The organism is Cupriavidus sp. DF5525 (genome assembly GCF_040149425.2).
GTDB lineage: Bacteria > Pseudomonadota > Gammaproteobacteria > Burkholderiales > Burkholderiaceae > Cupriavidus > Cupriavidus pickettii_A.
Genome location: NZ_CP168267.1, coordinates 1,333,630 through 1,350,744 on the forward strand (window position 1 = coordinate 1,333,630; position 17,115 = coordinate 1,350,744).

Here is a 17,115-nt window from a genome sequence, read left to right on the forward strand (position 1 = left end):
ACCTGACATGATCCGCGATAACGACACCCTGGAAGCCTTGCTCGACAGCGTGCGCCGCTTTGTGCGCGAGCGCCTGGTGCCCGCCGAGGCACTGGTCGCAGAAACCGACGAAATCCCGCAGGATATTGTGCAAGACATGCGCGAGATGGGACTGTTCGGCATGACCATCCCCGAGCGCTTTGGCGGCCTGGAACTGACGATGGAGGAAGAGGTACGCGTGGTCATGGAACTGTGCCAGACCTCGCCGGCCTTCCGCTCGCTGCTCGGCACGACCGTGGGCATTGGCTCGCAGGGCATCCTGATGGATGGCACGCCGGAACAGCAGGCCGCCTGGCTGCCGCGTCTGGCCACGGGCGAAATCCTGGCTTCGTTTGCGCTGACCGAACCCGACGCCGGCTCGGACGCCGGCTCGCTGCGCACCACCGCCATCAAGGATGGCGACCACTACGTGGTCAACGGTACCAAGCGCTTTATCACCAACGCGCCTCAGGCCGGCATGTTCACACTGATGGCGCGCACGAACCCCGACATCAAGGGCTCGGCGGGGGTCTCCGCATTCATCGTCGACGCCAAAACGCCGGGCATCAGCTTCGGCAAGCGCGACGCGAAGATGGGCCAGAAAGGCGCGCACACCTGTGACGTGATCTTCGAGAACGTGCGCGTGCCGGCCGCCAACCTGATCGGCCTGAAGGAAGGCCAGGGATTCAAGACGGCAATGAAGGTGCTCGACAAGGGCCGCTTGCATATCGCGGCGGTCAGCGTCGGGGTGGCCAAGCGCGTCCTGCGCGACGCGCTGAACTACGCGCTGGAGCGCCAGCAGTTCGGCCAGCCGATCTGCGAGTTTCAGTTGATCCAAGCCATGCTGGCCGACAGCCAGGCCGAGCTCTATGCGGCCGAATGCATGGTGATCGACGCCGCGCGCCGCCGCGACGACGGCAAGAACGTCTCCACCGAAGCCTCGTGCTGCAAGATGTTCGCCACCGAGATGGTGGGCCGCGTGGCCGACCGCGCGGTGCAGATCCTGGGCGGCTCTGGCTATATCTCCGAGTACGGCATCGAGCGTTTCTACCGCGACGTGCGCCTGTTCCGCCTGTATGAAGGCACCACCCAGATCCAGCAGGTCATCATCGCCCGCAACATGATCCGCGAGGCGCGCGGCGCCTAAGGGCCGCGCCAACATTCAGCAGTACCGCTACCCGTCCTCGTGACAGGGCAGCTAGAAGGAAACACCAGCATTCTCATGACCGATTCCGCCGCTACCCCCATCCCAGACCTGCCGTCCCCTTCGCCGCGCACCGGCGCGCTGAGCCACCTCCGGGTGCTCGATCTCTCGCGCGTGCTGGCCGGGCCATGGGCCACACAGAATCTCGCGGACATGGGCGCCGACGTGATCAAGATCGAGAAGCCCGGCGAAGGCGACGACACCCGCCACTGGGGTCCTCCGTTCTTGTCAGGCGAGGATGGCGCGCCCACCCGGCAAGCGAGCTATTTCACCGCGGCCAACCGCAACAAGCGCTCGGTCACCGTGGACATTTCCAAGCCCGAGGGGCAGGAACTGATCCGCGAACTGGCCCGCCACAGCGACGTGGTGGTGGAAAACTTCAAGACCGGCGGGCTCAAGCGCTACGGGCTGGACTATGACAGCCTGAGCGCGATCAACCCACGCCTGATCTACTGCTCGGTCACCGGCTTCGGCCATACCGGCCCCTACGCGGCCCGCCCCGGCTACGACCTGCTGATCCAGGCCATGAGCGGCCTAATGAGCATCACCGGCCAGGCCGACGGCGAATTGGGCGGTGGCCCGATGAAGGTGGGCGTGGCCGTGATCGATCTGTTCACCGGCATGTATGCCACCACCGCGATCCTGAGCGCACTCGAAGCGCGCCACTTCACCGGACGCGGCCAGCATATCGACATCGCTCTGCTGGATGTGGCCATGGCGGTGCTGGCCAACCAGGGTGCGGGCTTTCTCAACGCTGGCGACGTGCCCCAGCGCCAGGGCAATATCCACCCGAGCGTGGTGCCCTATCAGGACTTCCCCACAGCCGATGGCAATATGCTGCTGGCCATCGGCAACGACGGGCAGTTCGCGCGGTTCTGCGACGCAGCGGGGGTGAATTGGGCTGGCGACGAGCGCTATGCCACCAACACCGGCCGCGTCAACAATCGCAAGGTGCTGATCCCGATGCTGACTGAGCTCACGCGCACCCGGCCCACAGCGGAATGGATCACGCTGCTGGAATCCAATTCCGTGCCTTGCGGCCCGATCAACGACGTCGCCCAGGCCTATGCCGATCCGCATGTGCACTCCCGCGGGCTGCGCATCGAGCAGTCGCGCTATCCGGGCGCACAGCCGCCCACAGGCCAAAGCGTCAACAAGGTGATCACCGCGGCCAGCCCGCTGCGCCTGTCGGAGACGCCTCCCACGCTGCGCTACGCACCGCCGGCGCTGGGCCAGCACACCGAAGAGGTGCTGCGCGACTACCTGAAGCTCGACCCGCAGCAACTGGAAGCGCTGCGCGCCAAGGGCGTGGTCTAAGGCGCCACGCCGCCGCCCCGGGTTGCCACAAGCCATGCGCGTCCAACTGCAAGCCGCCTCGCACGTCCACCTGTCATGCCTGCTGCCGGCCTTCCCGCTGGTGATCGCGGCGACTCGGGGCAAGACCCTGGTGCGGCGGCGGGGATTCGAGCGCTTGGTCGTTCCCGGACAACCAGTGGTGGTGGCGCCGTTCGAGGCGGTCGACCTGCACTTGGACGGCGGCGCGGTGCAGCCGGCCTGTTGCAGCCTGGAAATCCAGCTGCAGCCCGCGGGCGCACCCAGCGTGTCTCTGCATCACCGACTATCGCAGCGTGTCTTTGTGCAGCCGCAGCACACGTGGAGCGCGGCCTTTATCGCCGACTTGCTGCGAGCTTCGCCCACCCAGGTGCGCCGCACGCTGTTCTCGGAAGGCGCGGCCCTGACCGAGCTATGCCGGACCCAGCGGCTGATGCGGGCGCTGTTCGAGGTCCTGCACGACAGTGCCGGCGCTGACGAACTGAAGCGCCGCATCGGCTGGCCGCAGCGCAGCGACCTGGAGGCCGCGTTCTACGACTGCGTCGGCCTGTCATTACACACCCTCAGGCGCTTGGGCTCGGGCTCGGGGCGGACGACCCTCGCCAGCGCACGGGCCGACGCGTTCGTGCCGCAGTGGCCCGAGCAGCAGCTGGCCTGACTCCGCTGGCACAGCCGCCGGCGCGTTCGGCAATCGAGAAATCTCCTTTGCCGATAAGCGATTGCAGCGCACCAGCGGCGCACATACACTGGCGTCGTTCGGCTTGCCGAACGGCTTTCTACCCCGCACAAGGATTTCCGCGAGATGCCCCCGGACCGAGACACCACCAAACGGATCAGCGACATCCCACGCCACTGGGCCGCCCAGACCCCCGACCATGCGGCCGTGTTCGAGGACGGCCGCACCGTTACCTTCGCGCAGTTGTGGGCAGGGATCGAGGACGCGCAACGCTATCTTGAAGCGCAGGGCGTCGGCACCGGCGACCGGGTGCTGGTCGCGGCCGAGAACTGCCTGGCCGTGATCACGCTGGTGTTCGCCTTGTCGGAGCTGGGCGCGTGGCCGGTGGTGGTCAACGCCCGCGTGTCGGAACGCGAGATCGAGGTGATCCGGGCGCATTGCCGACCGCGCCTGATGCTGTTTACCCATGCCGCCTCGCCTGACGCGCTGCGGCACGGCGTGCGCTACCGGGCACGGGAAATCGCCCCCGCCGGCCTTGGCCCGCTGATGGCCGGCGCCGTCGACGCGGCCAGCGAGCGTGAGCCGGAAGCGCTGGCGCGCGAGGTGGCCGCGCTGATCTACACCTCCGGCACCACCGGTCAGCCCAAGGGCGTGATGGTCACGCACCGGGGCCTGCTGCACTTTGCCCGCGTCACGGTGGAATCCCGCCGCATGCAGGCCGACGACTGCGCCTATGCGGTCATGCCGATGTCGCACGTGTTCGGGCTGGGCACGCTGCTGGTCTCGACCTTCCAGGCCGGTGCCAGCCTGTACCTGAGCGCGCGTTTCAATGCGGCCGACGTCACCGCGGCGATCCGTCAAGGTGCGATCACGCTGCTGCAGGGCGTGCCGACCATGTTTAACCGCATCGTCGCGCACGTACGCGCGAGCGGCTTGCCGCTGGCGCCGTCGCCAAGGCTGCGCTACCTGTACACCGGTGGCGGGCCGCTCGACCCGACGCTCAAGCAGGAAGCCGAGGCCATGTTCGGCCAGCCGCTGCACCATGGCTACGGCATGACCGAGTATGCCGGCTCGCTGTTCGTGACGCGCATGGACCGGCCGCGCAGCGATTGCTCGGCGGGAGAGATCGTCGAAGGCGCCCAACTTCAGGTGGTCGGCCCTGACGGCATGCCGGTGCCGGAGGGCGAACCGGGCGAACTGTGGGTCAGGGGACCGGGCGTGATGCGCGGCTACTATCGCGCACCGGAACTGACCGCCGAGGCGCTACGCCCCGACGGCTGGCTCAACACTGGCGACCTTGGCCGGCTGGGTCCTGACGGCGCGCTGTTTATCGTCGGCCGCACCAAGGACCTAATCATCCGTTCCGGCTTCAACGTCTATCCGATCGAGATCGAATCGGTCATCAACACCCATCCGTCCGTGCGCCTGTCCGCCGTGGTCGGCCAGCCGACCCCAGACGGCAACGAGGAAGTGATTGCCTTCGTCGAAATCAAGGATGGTGAGAAGTTTGACGCGGCGGCGCTGCACGAATATCTGATCGATCGCCTGTCGCCATACAAGCGTCCGGAGAAGATCCTGCGCGTGGCCACCATCCCCACCACGGCCAGCGGCAAGCTGCTCAAGCACCAGCTCAGGCAGCTGGTCGCGGAACAGAAGTAGCGGCTGCGGCTGAGGGGCGCCGTCAGTCCTGGCGCCCGAGGCCGTCCTCGACCAACAGGTCGACCAGCTTGCGCGCAAACAGCGGCAAGGCGCCAAGTTCGGCCACGCAGATCTGCAGCTTGCGCTCGGCCCATTCGTCGTTGAGCTTGACGATGCGCAGCGCCATCGTATTGGCGTGGCGCGCGGCGGTGCTCTCGGGCAGAACGCCGACACCGACATTTGCCTCGACCATCCGGCACGCGGTCTCGAAGTTGCTGACCTGGACGCGCCAACGCAGTTCGCGCTGCAGGTCCGCCGCAGCGCGCTTGAGGAAGTTGTGGATCGCGCTGGCTTCCGGCAGGCCGATGAAGTCATAGTCCAGCGTATCGATAAAATCGACGTCAGTGCTCTCGGCCAGCGGATTGCTCAATGCGGTGGCAAGCACTAGACGGTCGCGCCGGTAAGGCATCGCTTCCAGCCCTTCGGTACGTACATTGCCAGCAATGATGCCGATGTCGACCATCCCCTCCTGGACGGCGCGCACGATGTCCGGGCTCAGCCGTTCATGCATGTCGATGGTCACGTCGGGATGGTTGACAAGGTAGGTACGCAGCACGCAGGCAGGAACTCGCTCATCGCGGTCGTGTTGGCAAAAACGCGCACATGGCCCTTCACCCGCCACAAGGGGAATCCCTAATATGGCACTCATCGAATGCCGCGGTGCAACAAGCACTGAACCAAAGGAATGGCATTCACCAGTTTGAAGAAAGGGGTGAGCCATGAATACCAATCGCCGTGCCCTAGTCGCTGTCGCCGCACTCGCTGCCACCCTGGCGGCCGCTCCGGTATTTGCCAAGAGTGGCAAATTCGATACTTACACTGACGGCGCGCGATCTGGGAAGTACGATGTTTATACTGACGGCGCAAAAAGTGGCAAATTCCACACTTATACGGACGGCGCCAGGTACGACATTGCGTCCGACCGCGCCCCCTCTGAGGGCTGCAGATCCCGGTCGGGGACACCCTCCCCCAACCCGCTTCCGCTCTCCCGAACCCTACACTTCCCCAGAGTGCGGGGATTTTACTTTTCGGGAACCAGAACTTTCAGACACCCGACACGGGGGCGTGCCGGGAGAAAGCCTGGAAATGACACATATTCCCAGAAGTAATAAAGAACGTGGCTTTTATGCACGCGACGGCAGCTGCTCGGGCGCGCGCTTGGCGCAGCTAGCCGTACTGTCCCGGCTGCTGAAGCAATCGGAGTGACAGCGAGGCGCGCCCTGCATCCATCAATGGATACTCACCCTCTTGAGGCGTGCGATCATCTCCAGAGACCCACTGGTATTGGGTGCTGGTGCTGACCGCTCCGCAGGGCGCCCAATAGAGAAGGCGATTGATGGTCATCAACGGGCAGCGGCGACGTCGCCAAACGTGTCGGTCGGGGCCCTCGGCCAATCTGCATCCGTCCGATCCGGCATAATGCCCGGCGCACCATGGCGCTACGGGATTGAACTGGGTGATGCAAATGAAGCCGGACAGCTCTCGCGAAGAGACCTCACAAAGCACGGACGGGGGCAACGACTGCCCCTTGCGCTGGTTCGACGCGGATCGGGGTGCATTCGAATCGCTCGAGCGATTGATCGCCGAGCATCCGGCGGATTTCTTTGCGGGCGAGCGTTTTGATCCGGTTGGCGAGTGCGGCACACGCGAGGCGGTGTTCGCGTCGGTTGAGCTGCCCGAGACTCCGACATCGCCGCAAGCGCATGCCGATCATCTGCTCAACGACGTGTTTCGGCACGTGATGCCCGTGGCATCTCCAACTTTCGTCGGACACATGACGTCGTCGCTGCCGTCGTTCATGCCCTCGCTCGCCAAGGTGGTGGCAGCGCTGAACCAGAACGTCGTGAAGCTCGAGACTTCGGGCGCGCTGACAGGGCTCGAGCGCCAGGTCATCGGCATGCTGCACAAGCTGGTGTTTGGGCAGGACAGCACGTTCTATGCGAGATGGCTGCACGATGCCGACCACGCGCTCGGCGCGATCTGTTCTGGCGGCACGGTCGCCAACCTCACCGCGCTATGGGCGAGCCGCAACAACTTGCTGGGCGCGCGTGATGGCTTCGCCGGCATCCATCGCGCCGGACTGATGGCTGCACTACGCCATTACGGCCATGACGGGCTTGCAATCGTCGTCTCGGAGCGCGGACACTACTCGTTGCGAAAGGCAGCCGATGTCCTTGGCATCGGGCGCGACAATCTCGTGCCGGTCGGGGTCGATGCAGACGGTCGCATGCGCATCGACCTGCTGCGCGACACCCTGCGTGACCTGCAGCAGCGCAACATCCGGCCGATGGCGATCGTTGGCATAGCGGGGACGACGGAGACGGGCGCGGTCGATCCGCTCGATGCGATTGCGGATGTTGCTCATGAGGCCGGCTGCCATTTCCACGTGGATGCCGCATGGGGCGGCGCAACACTGCTGTCGGAGCGCGAGCGCTGGCGCTTCGCGGGCATCGAGCGCGCCGATTCCGTCGTCATCGATGCGCACAAACAGTTCTACGTGCCGATGGGTGCCGGCATGGTGCTGTTCCGGAGCCCGGCGTGGACGCAGGAAATCATCCAGCATGCGAACTACATCGTGCGCAAGGGCTCGGTGGACCTGGGGCGCCATACGCTCGAAGGATCGCGCGGCGCGGCGGCAGTCATGCTCTATGCGAACCTTCATCTGCTCGGTCGCAAGGGGTTGGCGCAGTTGATCGATCGTAGCATCGATAACGCCCACTACTTTGCATCCCTGATTGCGCAGCAGCCGGATTTCGAGCTCGACAGCCACCCGCAGCTTTGCATCCTGACCTATCGCCATGTGCCCGAGACCGTGCGTGCCGCGCTGGCAACGGCTTCGGCCGACAGGCGCGAGAAGATCCTGGACGCGCTGGATGCGCTGACCATCAACATTCAGGAAATGCAGCGCGATGCCGGCCGCTCGTTCGTATCGCGCACGCAGTTGATGTCGACTCAGTGGGGTGACCGCCCGATTGCCGTTTTCCGCGTGGTGCTGGCCAACCCGGATACGACGCATGCCATCCTGCAGGACATCCTCGACGAACAGCGCGCGCTGGCGGCGGCCAGCCCATGCATGGCGCCGCTGATGGCGCTGGTCGCGGCGCCGGAAGCCGAGTGAGGCATTTGCAGCTGGCGGGCGCCATTCGTCGACCGTGTGTCGCTGGTAACGGTCCGCCGAGTACCGTCATCGACTGACTCGTAGATTCGGTGGGCTCTTCGGTAGTTAGGCGAATGCAGTGTCAATGGGCGGCTGCAGTTCTGTAGCGACCGGCCAAGGCAGGAGTTCGTTGATCCGGTTGATGGTGAGCGGCGATTCGCACCAGAAATAGCTTTCTGGGTTGAACCCGTTGAGTGTTGCCGTACCAATGACCGTTTACATGACCATCATGACCACGCTCACCTTCACTATAAGCGTGAAGTGTAGATGGAATGGTCGCCTCCCGTCGCGCGTCGCTGGAGACGACGCGCTTACCCACACGGGCGAGAATACGTTGGTCCCACCGAGAACCTGGCTCATGGTAACGATCAACGTAAAGCCAGATCGGCCCGAAATCAAGCCCTCGACGCGGCCGTCACACAAAGTGCGGGAGACCCATTTTTACTTTTACTACACCTCACGTCAGCGATGCGGGAATGGGTGGTTCAGCACAAATTCAGGATCTCGCGAGCCTGGGCTGCGGTCGCGACGGGGCGACCGTACTCCTCGCAAAGCTCGGAAACCTGGCGCACAAGCGCGGCGTTGGACGGGGCGAGCGTATTCTTGTCCATCCGCACATTGTCCTCGAGCCCGGTGCGGCAGTGCCCCCCTAGTTCGAGAGACCAGCGAGCCATCGTCAGTTGATTTCGACCGATGCCTGCGCCGGTCCATGTCGCATCGGGCGAAAGGCGCTTAAGGGTACGAACGTAGAATTCAAGCACTTCGCGATCAACAGGCATTGCGTTCTTGATGCCCATGACAAATTGGATATGCAGGGGACCGACGATCGCGCCGGCTGCCTGCATAGCTGCGGCCTGGAAGATCATCGACAGGTCAAACGCCTCGACTTCGGGCTTGATGCCGTAGGTTTTCATTTCGGCGGCGAGCCAGTCGACCAGGTCGGGCGAATTGTCATAGACCCGGGTCGGGAAGTTGACGGAGCCGGTGGCCAAGGATGCCATGTCCGGTCGCAGGGATAGCATAGCGCCTCTTTCATTGCCGGCCCCGGAGCGGCCACCGGTGGACACTTGGGTGATCATGCCCGGCGCGTGCTTGCGAATGCCTTCTAGCACCAGGGCGAAACGATCGGGATTTGACGTGGGAGTTTCGTCATCGTTGCGTACGTGGAGATGAACCAGGGTCGCCCCGGCTTCGAATGCCGCCTGGGTCGACTCCACCTGCTCGCTCACCGTGATTGGTACAGCCGGATTGTCTTTTTTGCGAGGCAGTGATCCCGTGATCGCAACAGAAATGATGCAAGGCTTGTTCATGCTTGATCTCAGTAGATTAGGTAGCGCGGACGCGGTATTTTTAGGTGCCTTCAGGGTCACCGATAAGGCGACCTCTGCACTGGTTTGGCGCCGTCTAGAACGACCGTCCGTTCTGAATCCGCTGCGCCCTGGCTCGACCTGCTGTCGATCAGCGATGCCGACCGATTATGGTCGATCAGGAGCACAGCCAGCACGGCGATGACAGCAGGCACTGCCATTGCGGCGAAATTCTGCTGGAGTGGCAGGGACATGCTTACCAGCACGCCGATGACAATGGGCGCCAGGATTGCGCCGCTTCTGCCGACCCCGGATGCCCAGCCAATGCCCGTGCCCCGGACGGTAGCTGGGTAGAACTGCCCTGCATATGCGTACGTCACGATTTGCGTGCCGATCGTGGAGGCTCCGGCAAGCGCGACCACGACGAACAAGGCCCCGGTCGGCATCTTGTAGCCAAGCAGCGTGATCGATATCGCGGCGAGTGCGTACATGCCAACCAGCACGTATTTGATATTGAACTTGTCTGCCAGCCAACCACCTCCGATTGCGCCGGCCATCGCGCCAAAGTTCAACACCAGGACGAACGTCAATGCCGAGCCGAGGCTATAGCCCGCGCCAGCCATGAGTTTCGCGAGCCAGGAGCTCAATGCATAGACCATGAACAGGCACATGAAGAAGGCGACCCATAGCATCACGGTGCTGAAGCCCCGGCCATCACGGAACAGCATACTGATGGGAGCGCTGGCCCCTTTCTCGGCCTGCGGCAAGTCGAACCGGTCTGTCATCTGAGCGCGGTAGGTGGGGTCCATCTGGACCAGTACCGCTTTGAGAGTGTCCAGACGATTGCGCTGGATCAGGAAGGGCAGTGACTCCGGCATCAGCTTTAACACAGCAGGGATGATAAGTACGGGAACGCTCGCAGCCAGGAATACCGATTGCCAACCGTACGTCTCGATCAGTGATTTGCCCATGATTGCTGCGAGCATCCCCCCTACGGAATACCCGCTAAACATCAGCGTGACCATGGTTCCGCGGATCTTGCGCGGAGAGAACTCTGTCATCTGAGCGACGACATTGGGCATCACACCGCCGATTCCCAATCCGGCAAGGAAGCGTGTAATGCTGAACGTGATCGGATCATGCGTCATTCCCGCCGCAGCAGTAAAGACGCTGAAGAGTCCGATACAGACTGCGATGGCCTTGGGCCGGCCAATGCGATCGGCAATGGTTCCCATGATGACTGCGCCGAACATCATGCCGAACAGCGCGGAACTGATCATGAAGCCGGCGCTGGTCGCATCGACGCCCATGTCTTTCATGATGGATGGGAGCGCGATGCCCACGACGGCCAGGTCATAGCCGTCAAAGATGATGATGAGCGCGCACCAGAACAACAGGCCAGCATGGAATCTTTTGAAGCGCGCGTCGTCGGCGAACTTGTGAACATCAATATGACGCATGATTTGTCTCCTCCCTTATTCTAGGAATGGTCGCGGCATCCCTGCGGCGTCTGCGGTTCCCACAGGGTTGGCCTCCAGCTCTCTGAGCCTGAAGCGTTGGATCCTGCCGGTCGCCGTCTTGGGCAGCGTGAGCAAAATGTGAATGTGATGGTGCGCGGATACTTGTAGGGAGCGAGACGGTTCTTTACGAAAGCCTTTATGCTCGGATTAGCGCCACGATCAATCTGGCCAGAGACGGACACAGCGCTCCCGACCTTCACAGCAGGCGCGTACCGAATCTCTTTGTGAACCGCTTCCATCCCAGCAGGAACAATGGCTCTACGTTCGTTCACTGTCGCGTCCCCTACCGTCACCTCTTCGACGAGTTCTAGCCGTTGTCGCCGCCCGCAACCGGCAGCACGGCGCCTGTGATGTAGCCTGCTTCGTCAGACGCAAGAAAGAGAATCGGCGCGATTTGTTCGTCGAGTGTGCCGTAGCGTTTGAAGAAGGTGGACTCAGTAACTTGTGTCACCGCCTCGCTCATCCACGTCTTCTCCTGCTCGCTATCTCCAGCCGCGTTGCGAGGCACGCGCCGGGGAGGCGCCTCGGTTCCACCGGGTGCCGCAGCGACCACACGGATGTTGTGCTCGCCATACTCCATCGCAAGCGACTGGGTTAGCGCGTTGACGCCGCCCTTTGCAGCCGAATACGGCACGCGACGGATGCCGCGCGTTGCATTCGAGGAAACGTTGACGATGGTTCCGCGTCCTTGAGCGAGCATGTGCGGAAGCACCGCGTGGCAGCCGTACAAGGTCGGCATGAGCGAACGGCGGATTTCTGCATCAATCTGAGCCGGTTCGAACTCGGCATAAGGCCGCATACGAATGGCCCCGCCGACGCCGTTTATCAGAATGTCAATTCGACCAAACTTCTCCACAGCGAAGGCCATCGTGGAGGCTGCGCCTTCATAGGTCTCGAGGTCGGCAATGAAGCCGGCAGTGTCGGCCCCAACTGCTTCCGCTGCGACCTCGGAGACGAAATCGGCGCGGTCGACAAACAGAACCTTCGCACCTTCAGCCGCAGCGCGTAGAGCGACGCCGCGCCCGATACCTTGGGCGGCACCGGTGACCACCATCACCTTGCCTTCGAATCGCTTGGCGCTCATGGGGTCACCGGGGCTGCGTTGGGCGTGAACTTCTCGTAATGGAAGCTGTTGGGCTTCACACCGTTGTCGTCGAAATACTTGCGCACCGCGTCGACCATCGGCGGAGGTCCGCACAGGTACACGTCAACATCACCATCGTTCAGACATTCAGCCGGCATATGCTGGGTCACCCAGCCCTTGCGGGGATGGCTCGATTCCGCTTCTGCGACCACGGTGCTGAACGTAAAGTCCGGCAACTTCGCGACGTACGCCTCGATAGCCTCAACCTGGACAAGATCGAGGTCTCGTGTCACGCCGTAGATGAGATGCACCTTCTGCTCGGAGTTCGCGCGAACCAGGACTTCCAGCATCGACAGAAATGGGGCCAAGCCCGTGCCGCCAGCCAGGAACAACAAGGGACGCTCCACTGCCCGGAGGTAGAAGCTGCCCAGGGGGCCCGTCAGTTGCACCTTGTGGCCTGGCTGCGCCGATTCGAGCCAGGTGCTCATCACGCCGCCAGGGATTTTCTTGATCAGGAAACTGATTTTCGATGCGCCCGGCGCGGACGAAAATGAGTATGACCGATGCTTTCCGCTGCCGGGGACGTCGATGTTCACATACTGGCCAGCGAGGAAGACCGGAGGGATGCTGTCCACGTCCAACTCAAGGACCACTGCCGCATCATTGTGCTGTGCGACTTTCGTGACCGTCGCAGTGAATTTGCTTTGCTCGGTTTTGCACATCGTCGACGATGCCGGAACTGCGATGACGCAGTCACTCTGGGGAACCATCTGGCACGTGAGCACGAGACCGCCAGCTTTCTCGTCGTCGCTCAACGCGTCCTCAATGAAGTCGTCGCCCAAGTCGTAGCTGCCACTCTCGGCGCGGCACTTGCAGGTGCCACACACGCCGTCGGAGCAATCCATCGGCAGGTTAATCTTGGCGCGAAAAGCGGCATCGAGAACCTTTTCGCCGGCCTTACATTCGACAAAGCGGGTCACGCCGTCTTCAAAGTTCAGTGCGATGTTGTAGCTGGACATGTTACCTCCTGCGTCCTTTCTCATTCCAACCCGTGGCATCAGACGTGGTAGACGTCCAGCACCTGGCGGATATAGTCGTTCTTGAGCGCAATCTTCTTGCTCGAAATCAGCAAACGGTCGTCAACTTTGCGGAAGGTGACGTAGGCGGTGCCGAAATACTGATCCGTGACCTTGTAACGATGGCTCAACGTGTTGAAGTTGTATCGAACGTCGACTTCGTTATCCCGCTCCGCCAGCACTTCGATATTGGTAACGTGGTGGCTGGTGCGCGGCTCCGGCATCGACGCGCTGCTGCGCTCGGTTCTGATACGGAACACCCGGTCTTCCAGGCCGCCGCGGTCCGAGTAGTACATCAGAGAAATTTCGCTTTGCGGGTCTTCGGTGAGCTTGTCATCGTCATCCCAGGCCGGCATCCAGTAGGTGACGTCTTCGGTGTAGCACGCCAACCACTCGTCCCACTGACGATCATCCAGAAAGCGTGCCTCGTGAAAGAGCGCGCTACAGATCTTTTGATAGTCGATGCTCATACGGCTGCCTCCGCCTGTTCTTTCCGCAGGGCTTCGCGCATCACCTGCATCCAGTATTCGTGTTGAACCACAAAGAGACCTTCATCTTCGCTGCGCTCGCCCGAGATAAGCGGGTTCAAGCCCATGCCCTTCGCATTCGCGTCAGGTCCATGGACCCACAACGGCGCCCCGCGCGACATGTCGTTCCACATCGACGTCGTGCTGGCGTAACCCGCCTGGCACGCACGGAACTCTTCGAGGTCGTCGCTGGTGCCCATGCCCGAGACGTTGAAGAAGTCTTCGTATTGACGAATGCGGATCGCGCGGCTTTCTGCGCTTTCGCCCTTCGGTGCGAAGCAGAAGATGCTAACTTCCGTCTTGTCAACACTGATCGGACGGACGACGCGAATCTGGGTACTGAACTGATCCATCAGGAACACGTTCGGATACAAGCACAGGTTTCGTGTCTGATTCACGATGTACTTAGCCTTGTCTTCGCCGACACGAGCAGCGATTTCGTCGCGATTCTGATAGACAGGACGCACTTCAGGATTCATCGTGTTGGTCCAAAGCAGGATATGGCCATGCTCGAAGCCATACACGCCCGCAACCGATTTGCTCCAACCATTTGCATCGACGGCCTTGGTGCCTTCGACATGGCGGCGGCCCATCGTTGCGGCATAGTTCCAGTGCACGGTGCTGACGTGATAGCCGTCACAACCGTTTTCCATCTGCATCTTCCAGTTGCCGTCGTAGATGTACGAAGAGTTGCCTCGCAACACTTCGAGACCATCCGGCGCCTGCGAGACGATTTGGTCAATGATGACCTTCGTCTCGCCGAGATAGTCCTCGAGCGGCATCACGTCTTCGCTCAGGCTGCCAAACAGGAAACCGCGATAGTTCTGGAAACGCGCGACCTTCTTCAGGTCGTGCGAGCCCTGCTTGTTGAACTGCACCGGATACTCGGTGGTCTTCTCGTCCTTTACCTTCAGAAGCTTGCCGGCGTTCGAGAACGTCCAGCCATGGAACGGGCAAGTGAAGCTGCCCTTGTTGCCGTGCTTGCGACGGCACAGCATGGCGCCCTTGTGAGCACATGCGTTGATGACCGCGTGCAACTCACCGGCCTTGTCACGCGTGATGACAATCGGCTGACGACCAATCCACGTCGTGTAGTAATCGTTATTGTTCGGTACCTGGCTTTCGTGCGCGAGATAGACCCAGTTGCTCTCGAAGATGTGCTTCATCTCGAGTTCGTACAAATCGGCGTTCGTGAAGATGTCGCGGCGACAACGGAAGACGCCATTTTCCTTGTCATCCTGAACGGCGTTGCTCAGCAAGTCGTCCAGTTTCCGTGCTTTATCAATAGTTGCGGACATGAGTCGTCTCCCTATGCGGGCTTCGTGGTCAAGCCCTTTGGCATCGGTTCAGATAGTTCGTGCGGGGAAGTCGGCGGCCTGGCGAGAGAGGCCGCCGCGTGAGAGGTTATGCCGTGGCGGATGCGCGAGGGCGATTCACAAGCTGGTTGTCCTTGCCTTGCACCAGTGGAGTCAGCTCGATGTTGAATTCGATTTCCTTGTACGCGTCGCCCTTGAGGCCGAGCGCAGCGCCGCCCGTCTTCTCGACAACGTGCGGCACAAGCTCTTCGCGAGTCGCATAAGCGAAGTCGTCCCAGATCAGCGGATCGCCTTCGATGTTGATCTGCGTCGTGAGCTTGCGAGTCTTGTCGCTCGTTACGAAGAAGTGTACGTGCGCCGGGCGGTTGCCGTGGCGGGCAATCACGTCAAGCAACTGCTGCGTGGCGCCGTGCGGCGGACAGCCGTAGCCAACGGGCATCAGCGTGCGGAACTCGTACTTGCCGTCAGCCCCGGTCTTCACCGCGCCGCGAAGGTTGAAATCGTCTTGCGCGCCGGTCGGATCAAAGTGCGAGTAAAAGCCCTTGGAGTTGGCGTGCCAGCATTCGACGACCGCATCGGCCACGGGCTTGCCGTCCGGTCCGGTCACCGTGCCACGGATGATGAGCGGACCCGCGTCTTCGTCCGCATTGAGATCAATCTTAGAGACGCCATCGCGCACCGGGGCGCCAGCAACATACAGCGGGCCTTCGATAGTGCGCGGCGTGCCACCGTGGATGTCAGCTTCACGGTCCTCTGCATCCATGCGGATGTCGAGATACTTCTCGAGACCAAGGCCAGCGGCCAAGAGGGCCGCCTCACCATCTTGTCCGAGCTTGTTGAAGTAATTCACACCGTCCCAAATCTCGTCGGGCGTCATGTCCAAGTCGTCGATGGCCTTGAAGAGGTCGCTCAGCAGACGATGAGTAATCTGCTTGGTACGAGCGTTGCCATCCTGGCTTCCCAGATTAGCAGCGGCCTTCAGCAGGTCCTGCACTTCCTTCGAGTCGAACACTTTGACACTCATGTCTGCTCCTAAACTTTCTGTGTTTTGGTGGGGTAAACCCTTGTTTCAGGCCGGTCTGAGTGTACTCAGAAGGTATAATGCGGCGACGAAACAGAGCGTGATGGCAGAATAGAGGATGGCAAACAGGTCAGTCCAACACCGTTTTAGTATCGGATCATATCTCGGAGGTATTGTATGGAGCTGCGACATCTCCGCTATTTTGTAGCGGTTGCCGAAGAGCGAAACTTCACGCGCGCAGCAAAGCGGCTCCACATTGCGCAGCCGCCGTTAAGCCGCCAAATACAGCAGCTCGAAGAATCGCTGGGGGTGCAGCTATTCGAACGAAGCTCTCGTCCGCTCAAGCTCACCGAGACAGGCAAGTTTTTTTACTCGCACGCAGTGCATCTCATTGCGCAGACGAACGAGTTGGAATCAATGACAAGGCGCGTTGGCAGCATCGAGCGCAGTCTGTCCGTCGGCTTTGTGGGGTCCACGCTCTACGGCATGCTTCCAAAGATCATTCGGCGATTCCGGGACGAGAACAAGTCGGTCGAGCTCAGCCTCCACGAGATGTCGACGATGGACCAGATTCGCGCCCTCAAGGACGGACGCATCGATGTAGGGTTTGGTCGGATTCGACACGAGGATGCGAACATCCGCCGGGTGATTCTCCGCGAGGAGAAAATGATCGTTGCACTTCCCGTCGGTCATCCGCTCTCAACGTCGAAGCCGGTGCTCGCGCTTCGGGACCTCATCTACGAAACACTCATTGTTTTCCCCAAGGCACCGAGGCCAAGCTACGCGGACCAGGTTCTGTCGGCTTTCCAGGAGCGAGCCCTTACGCCTCGGCGCATCTATGACGTGCGCGAGTTGCAGATTGCATTGGGGCTTGTCGCGGCGGGAGAAGGGATTTCAGTCGTCCCCAGCAGCGTCTATGGGCTGAAGCGCGACGACGTGAGCTACATGGAACTGGACGACCCAACCCTCACCTCGCCCATTATCATGAGTATGCGTGCGATGGATGAGTCGCGTGACATCAAGGAAATGCTGGAACTGATTTATCAACTCTACGAGGAAGAGGCGATTCCCTATGTGCCTCGCACGGACAAGGGGTCATAGAAGGGTCATACCTCCGGGAGGTATGATGGTTTTGGACTGCCAAATATTGCCGGCGCAATACTGCAACCTTCAAATTCG

13 protein-coding genes and 3 pseudogenes are annotated in these 17,115 nt (G+C 61.6%); 6 read left to right on the plus strand and 10 right to left on the minus strand.

Features of this window, described 5'->3' with window-relative positions; genetic code table 11:
- Positions 1–7 precede the first annotated feature (7 nt).
- The 4 genes from ABNX08_RS40725 to ABNX08_RS40740 all read left to right on the plus strand — a co-directional run bounded on the left by ABNX08_RS40725 (position 8) and on the right by ABNX08_RS40740 (position 4,889).
- On the plus strand, positions 8–1,165 hold the full coding sequence (locus ABNX08_RS40725) for an acyl-CoA dehydrogenase family protein (protein ID WP_349606552.1): 1,158 nt from the start codon (positions 8–10) through the stop codon (positions 1,163–1,165).
- Between the two features lie 75 nt (positions 1,166–1,240).
- Positions 1,241–2,539, plus strand: coding sequence for a CaiB/BaiF CoA-transferase family protein (locus tag ABNX08_RS40730; protein WP_349606554.1), 1,299 nt, complete (start codon positions 1,241–1,243; stop codon positions 2,537–2,539).
- A 34-nt stretch (positions 2,540–2,573) separates the two neighbouring features.
- Positions 2,574–3,212: an AraC family transcriptional regulator gene (locus tag ABNX08_RS40735; RefSeq protein WP_349606556.1), complete on the plus strand. Its 639-nt coding sequence runs from the start codon at positions 2,574–2,576 to the stop codon at positions 3,210–3,212.
- A gap of 144 nt (positions 3,213–3,356) precedes the next feature.
- The gene (locus ABNX08_RS40740; protein WP_349606558.1) at positions 3,357–4,889 is read left to right on the plus strand and encodes a class I adenylate-forming enzyme family protein; all 1,533 of its coding nucleotides are present in this window, start codon (positions 3,357–3,359) and stop codon (positions 4,887–4,889) included.
- 22 nt (positions 4,890–4,911) lie between these two features.
- Here ABNX08_RS40740 and ABNX08_RS40745 read toward each other — a convergent pair.
- Positions 4,912–5,543: pseudogene (locus ABNX08_RS40745) on the minus strand (LysR substrate-binding domain-containing protein); the annotation flags it as partial.
- Between the two features lie 850 nt (positions 5,544–6,393).
- Here ABNX08_RS40745 and panP point away from each other — a divergent pair.
- Positions 6,394–8,046 (plus strand): pyridoxal-dependent aspartate 1-decarboxylase PanP, encoded by a 1,653-nt coding sequence (panP, locus tag ABNX08_RS40750; protein ID WP_349606560.1) that lies wholly within the window; start codon positions 6,394–6,396, stop codon positions 8,044–8,046.
- A 524-nt stretch (positions 8,047–8,570) separates the two neighbouring features.
- On the opposite strand, the gene ABNX08_RS40755 is transcribed toward panP, so the two are convergent.
- The 9 genes and pseudogenes from ABNX08_RS40755 to catA form a co-directional block, all read right to left on the minus strand.
- Complete coding sequence (locus ABNX08_RS40755; protein ID WP_349606562.1) at positions 8,571–9,395, minus strand: 3-keto-5-aminohexanoate cleavage protein; 825 nt, start codon at positions 9,393–9,395, stop codon at positions 8,571–8,573.
- A gap of 56 nt (positions 9,396–9,451) precedes the next feature.
- Positions 9,452–10,852: an aromatic acid/H+ symport family MFS transporter gene (locus tag ABNX08_RS40760; RefSeq protein WP_349606564.1), complete on the minus strand. Its 1,401-nt coding sequence runs from the start codon at positions 10,850–10,852 to the stop codon at positions 9,452–9,454.
- Positions 10,853–10,867: 15 nt separating this feature from the next.
- Positions 10,868–11,052 (minus strand): annotated as a pseudogene (locus ABNX08_RS40765) (hypothetical protein); the annotation flags it as partial.
- A gap of 9 nt (positions 11,053–11,061) precedes the next feature.
- Positions 11,062–11,184: pseudogene (locus tag ABNX08_RS40770) on the minus strand (RidA family protein); the annotation flags it as partial.
- Between the two features lie 35 nt (positions 11,185–11,219).
- Positions 11,220–11,996 carry a benzoate diol dehydrogenase BenD gene (benD, locus tag ABNX08_RS40775; RefSeq protein WP_349606566.1) on the minus strand — a complete coding sequence of 259 codons (777 nt, stop codon included), beginning with the start codon at positions 11,994–11,996 and terminating at the stop codon, positions 11,220–11,222.
- A complete protein-coding gene (gene benC, locus ABNX08_RS40780) occupies positions 11,993–13,015 on the minus strand; it encodes a benzoate 1,2-dioxygenase electron transfer component BenC (protein WP_349606568.1) in 1,023 nt (340 codons plus the stop codon). Before benC ends, benD begins: the two co-directional genes overlap by 4 nt.
- 38 nt (positions 13,016–13,053) lie before the next feature.
- Complete coding sequence (gene benB / locus ABNX08_RS40785; RefSeq protein WP_022540407.1) at positions 13,054–13,542, minus strand: benzoate 1,2-dioxygenase small subunit; 489 nt, start codon at positions 13,540–13,542, stop codon at positions 13,054–13,056.
- On the minus strand, positions 13,539–14,897 hold the full coding sequence (locus ABNX08_RS40790) for a Rieske 2Fe-2S domain-containing protein (protein WP_349606570.1): 1,359 nt from the start codon (positions 14,895–14,897) through the stop codon (positions 13,539–13,541). Before ABNX08_RS40790 ends, benB begins: the two co-directional genes overlap by 4 nt.
- A gap of 106 nt (positions 14,898–15,003) precedes the next feature.
- Positions 15,004–15,939 (minus strand): catechol 1,2-dioxygenase, encoded by a 936-nt coding sequence (catA, locus tag ABNX08_RS40795; RefSeq protein ID WP_349606572.1) that lies wholly within the window; start codon positions 15,937–15,939, stop codon positions 15,004–15,006.
- A gap of 174 nt (positions 15,940–16,113) precedes the next feature.
- On the opposite strand from catA, the gene ABNX08_RS40800 reads away from it, so the two are divergent.
- On the plus strand, positions 16,114–17,037 hold the full coding sequence (locus ABNX08_RS40800; protein ID WP_022540410.1) for a LysR family transcriptional regulator: 924 nt from the start codon (positions 16,114–16,116) through the stop codon (positions 17,035–17,037).
- Positions 17,038–17,115: the final 78 nt, after the last annotated feature.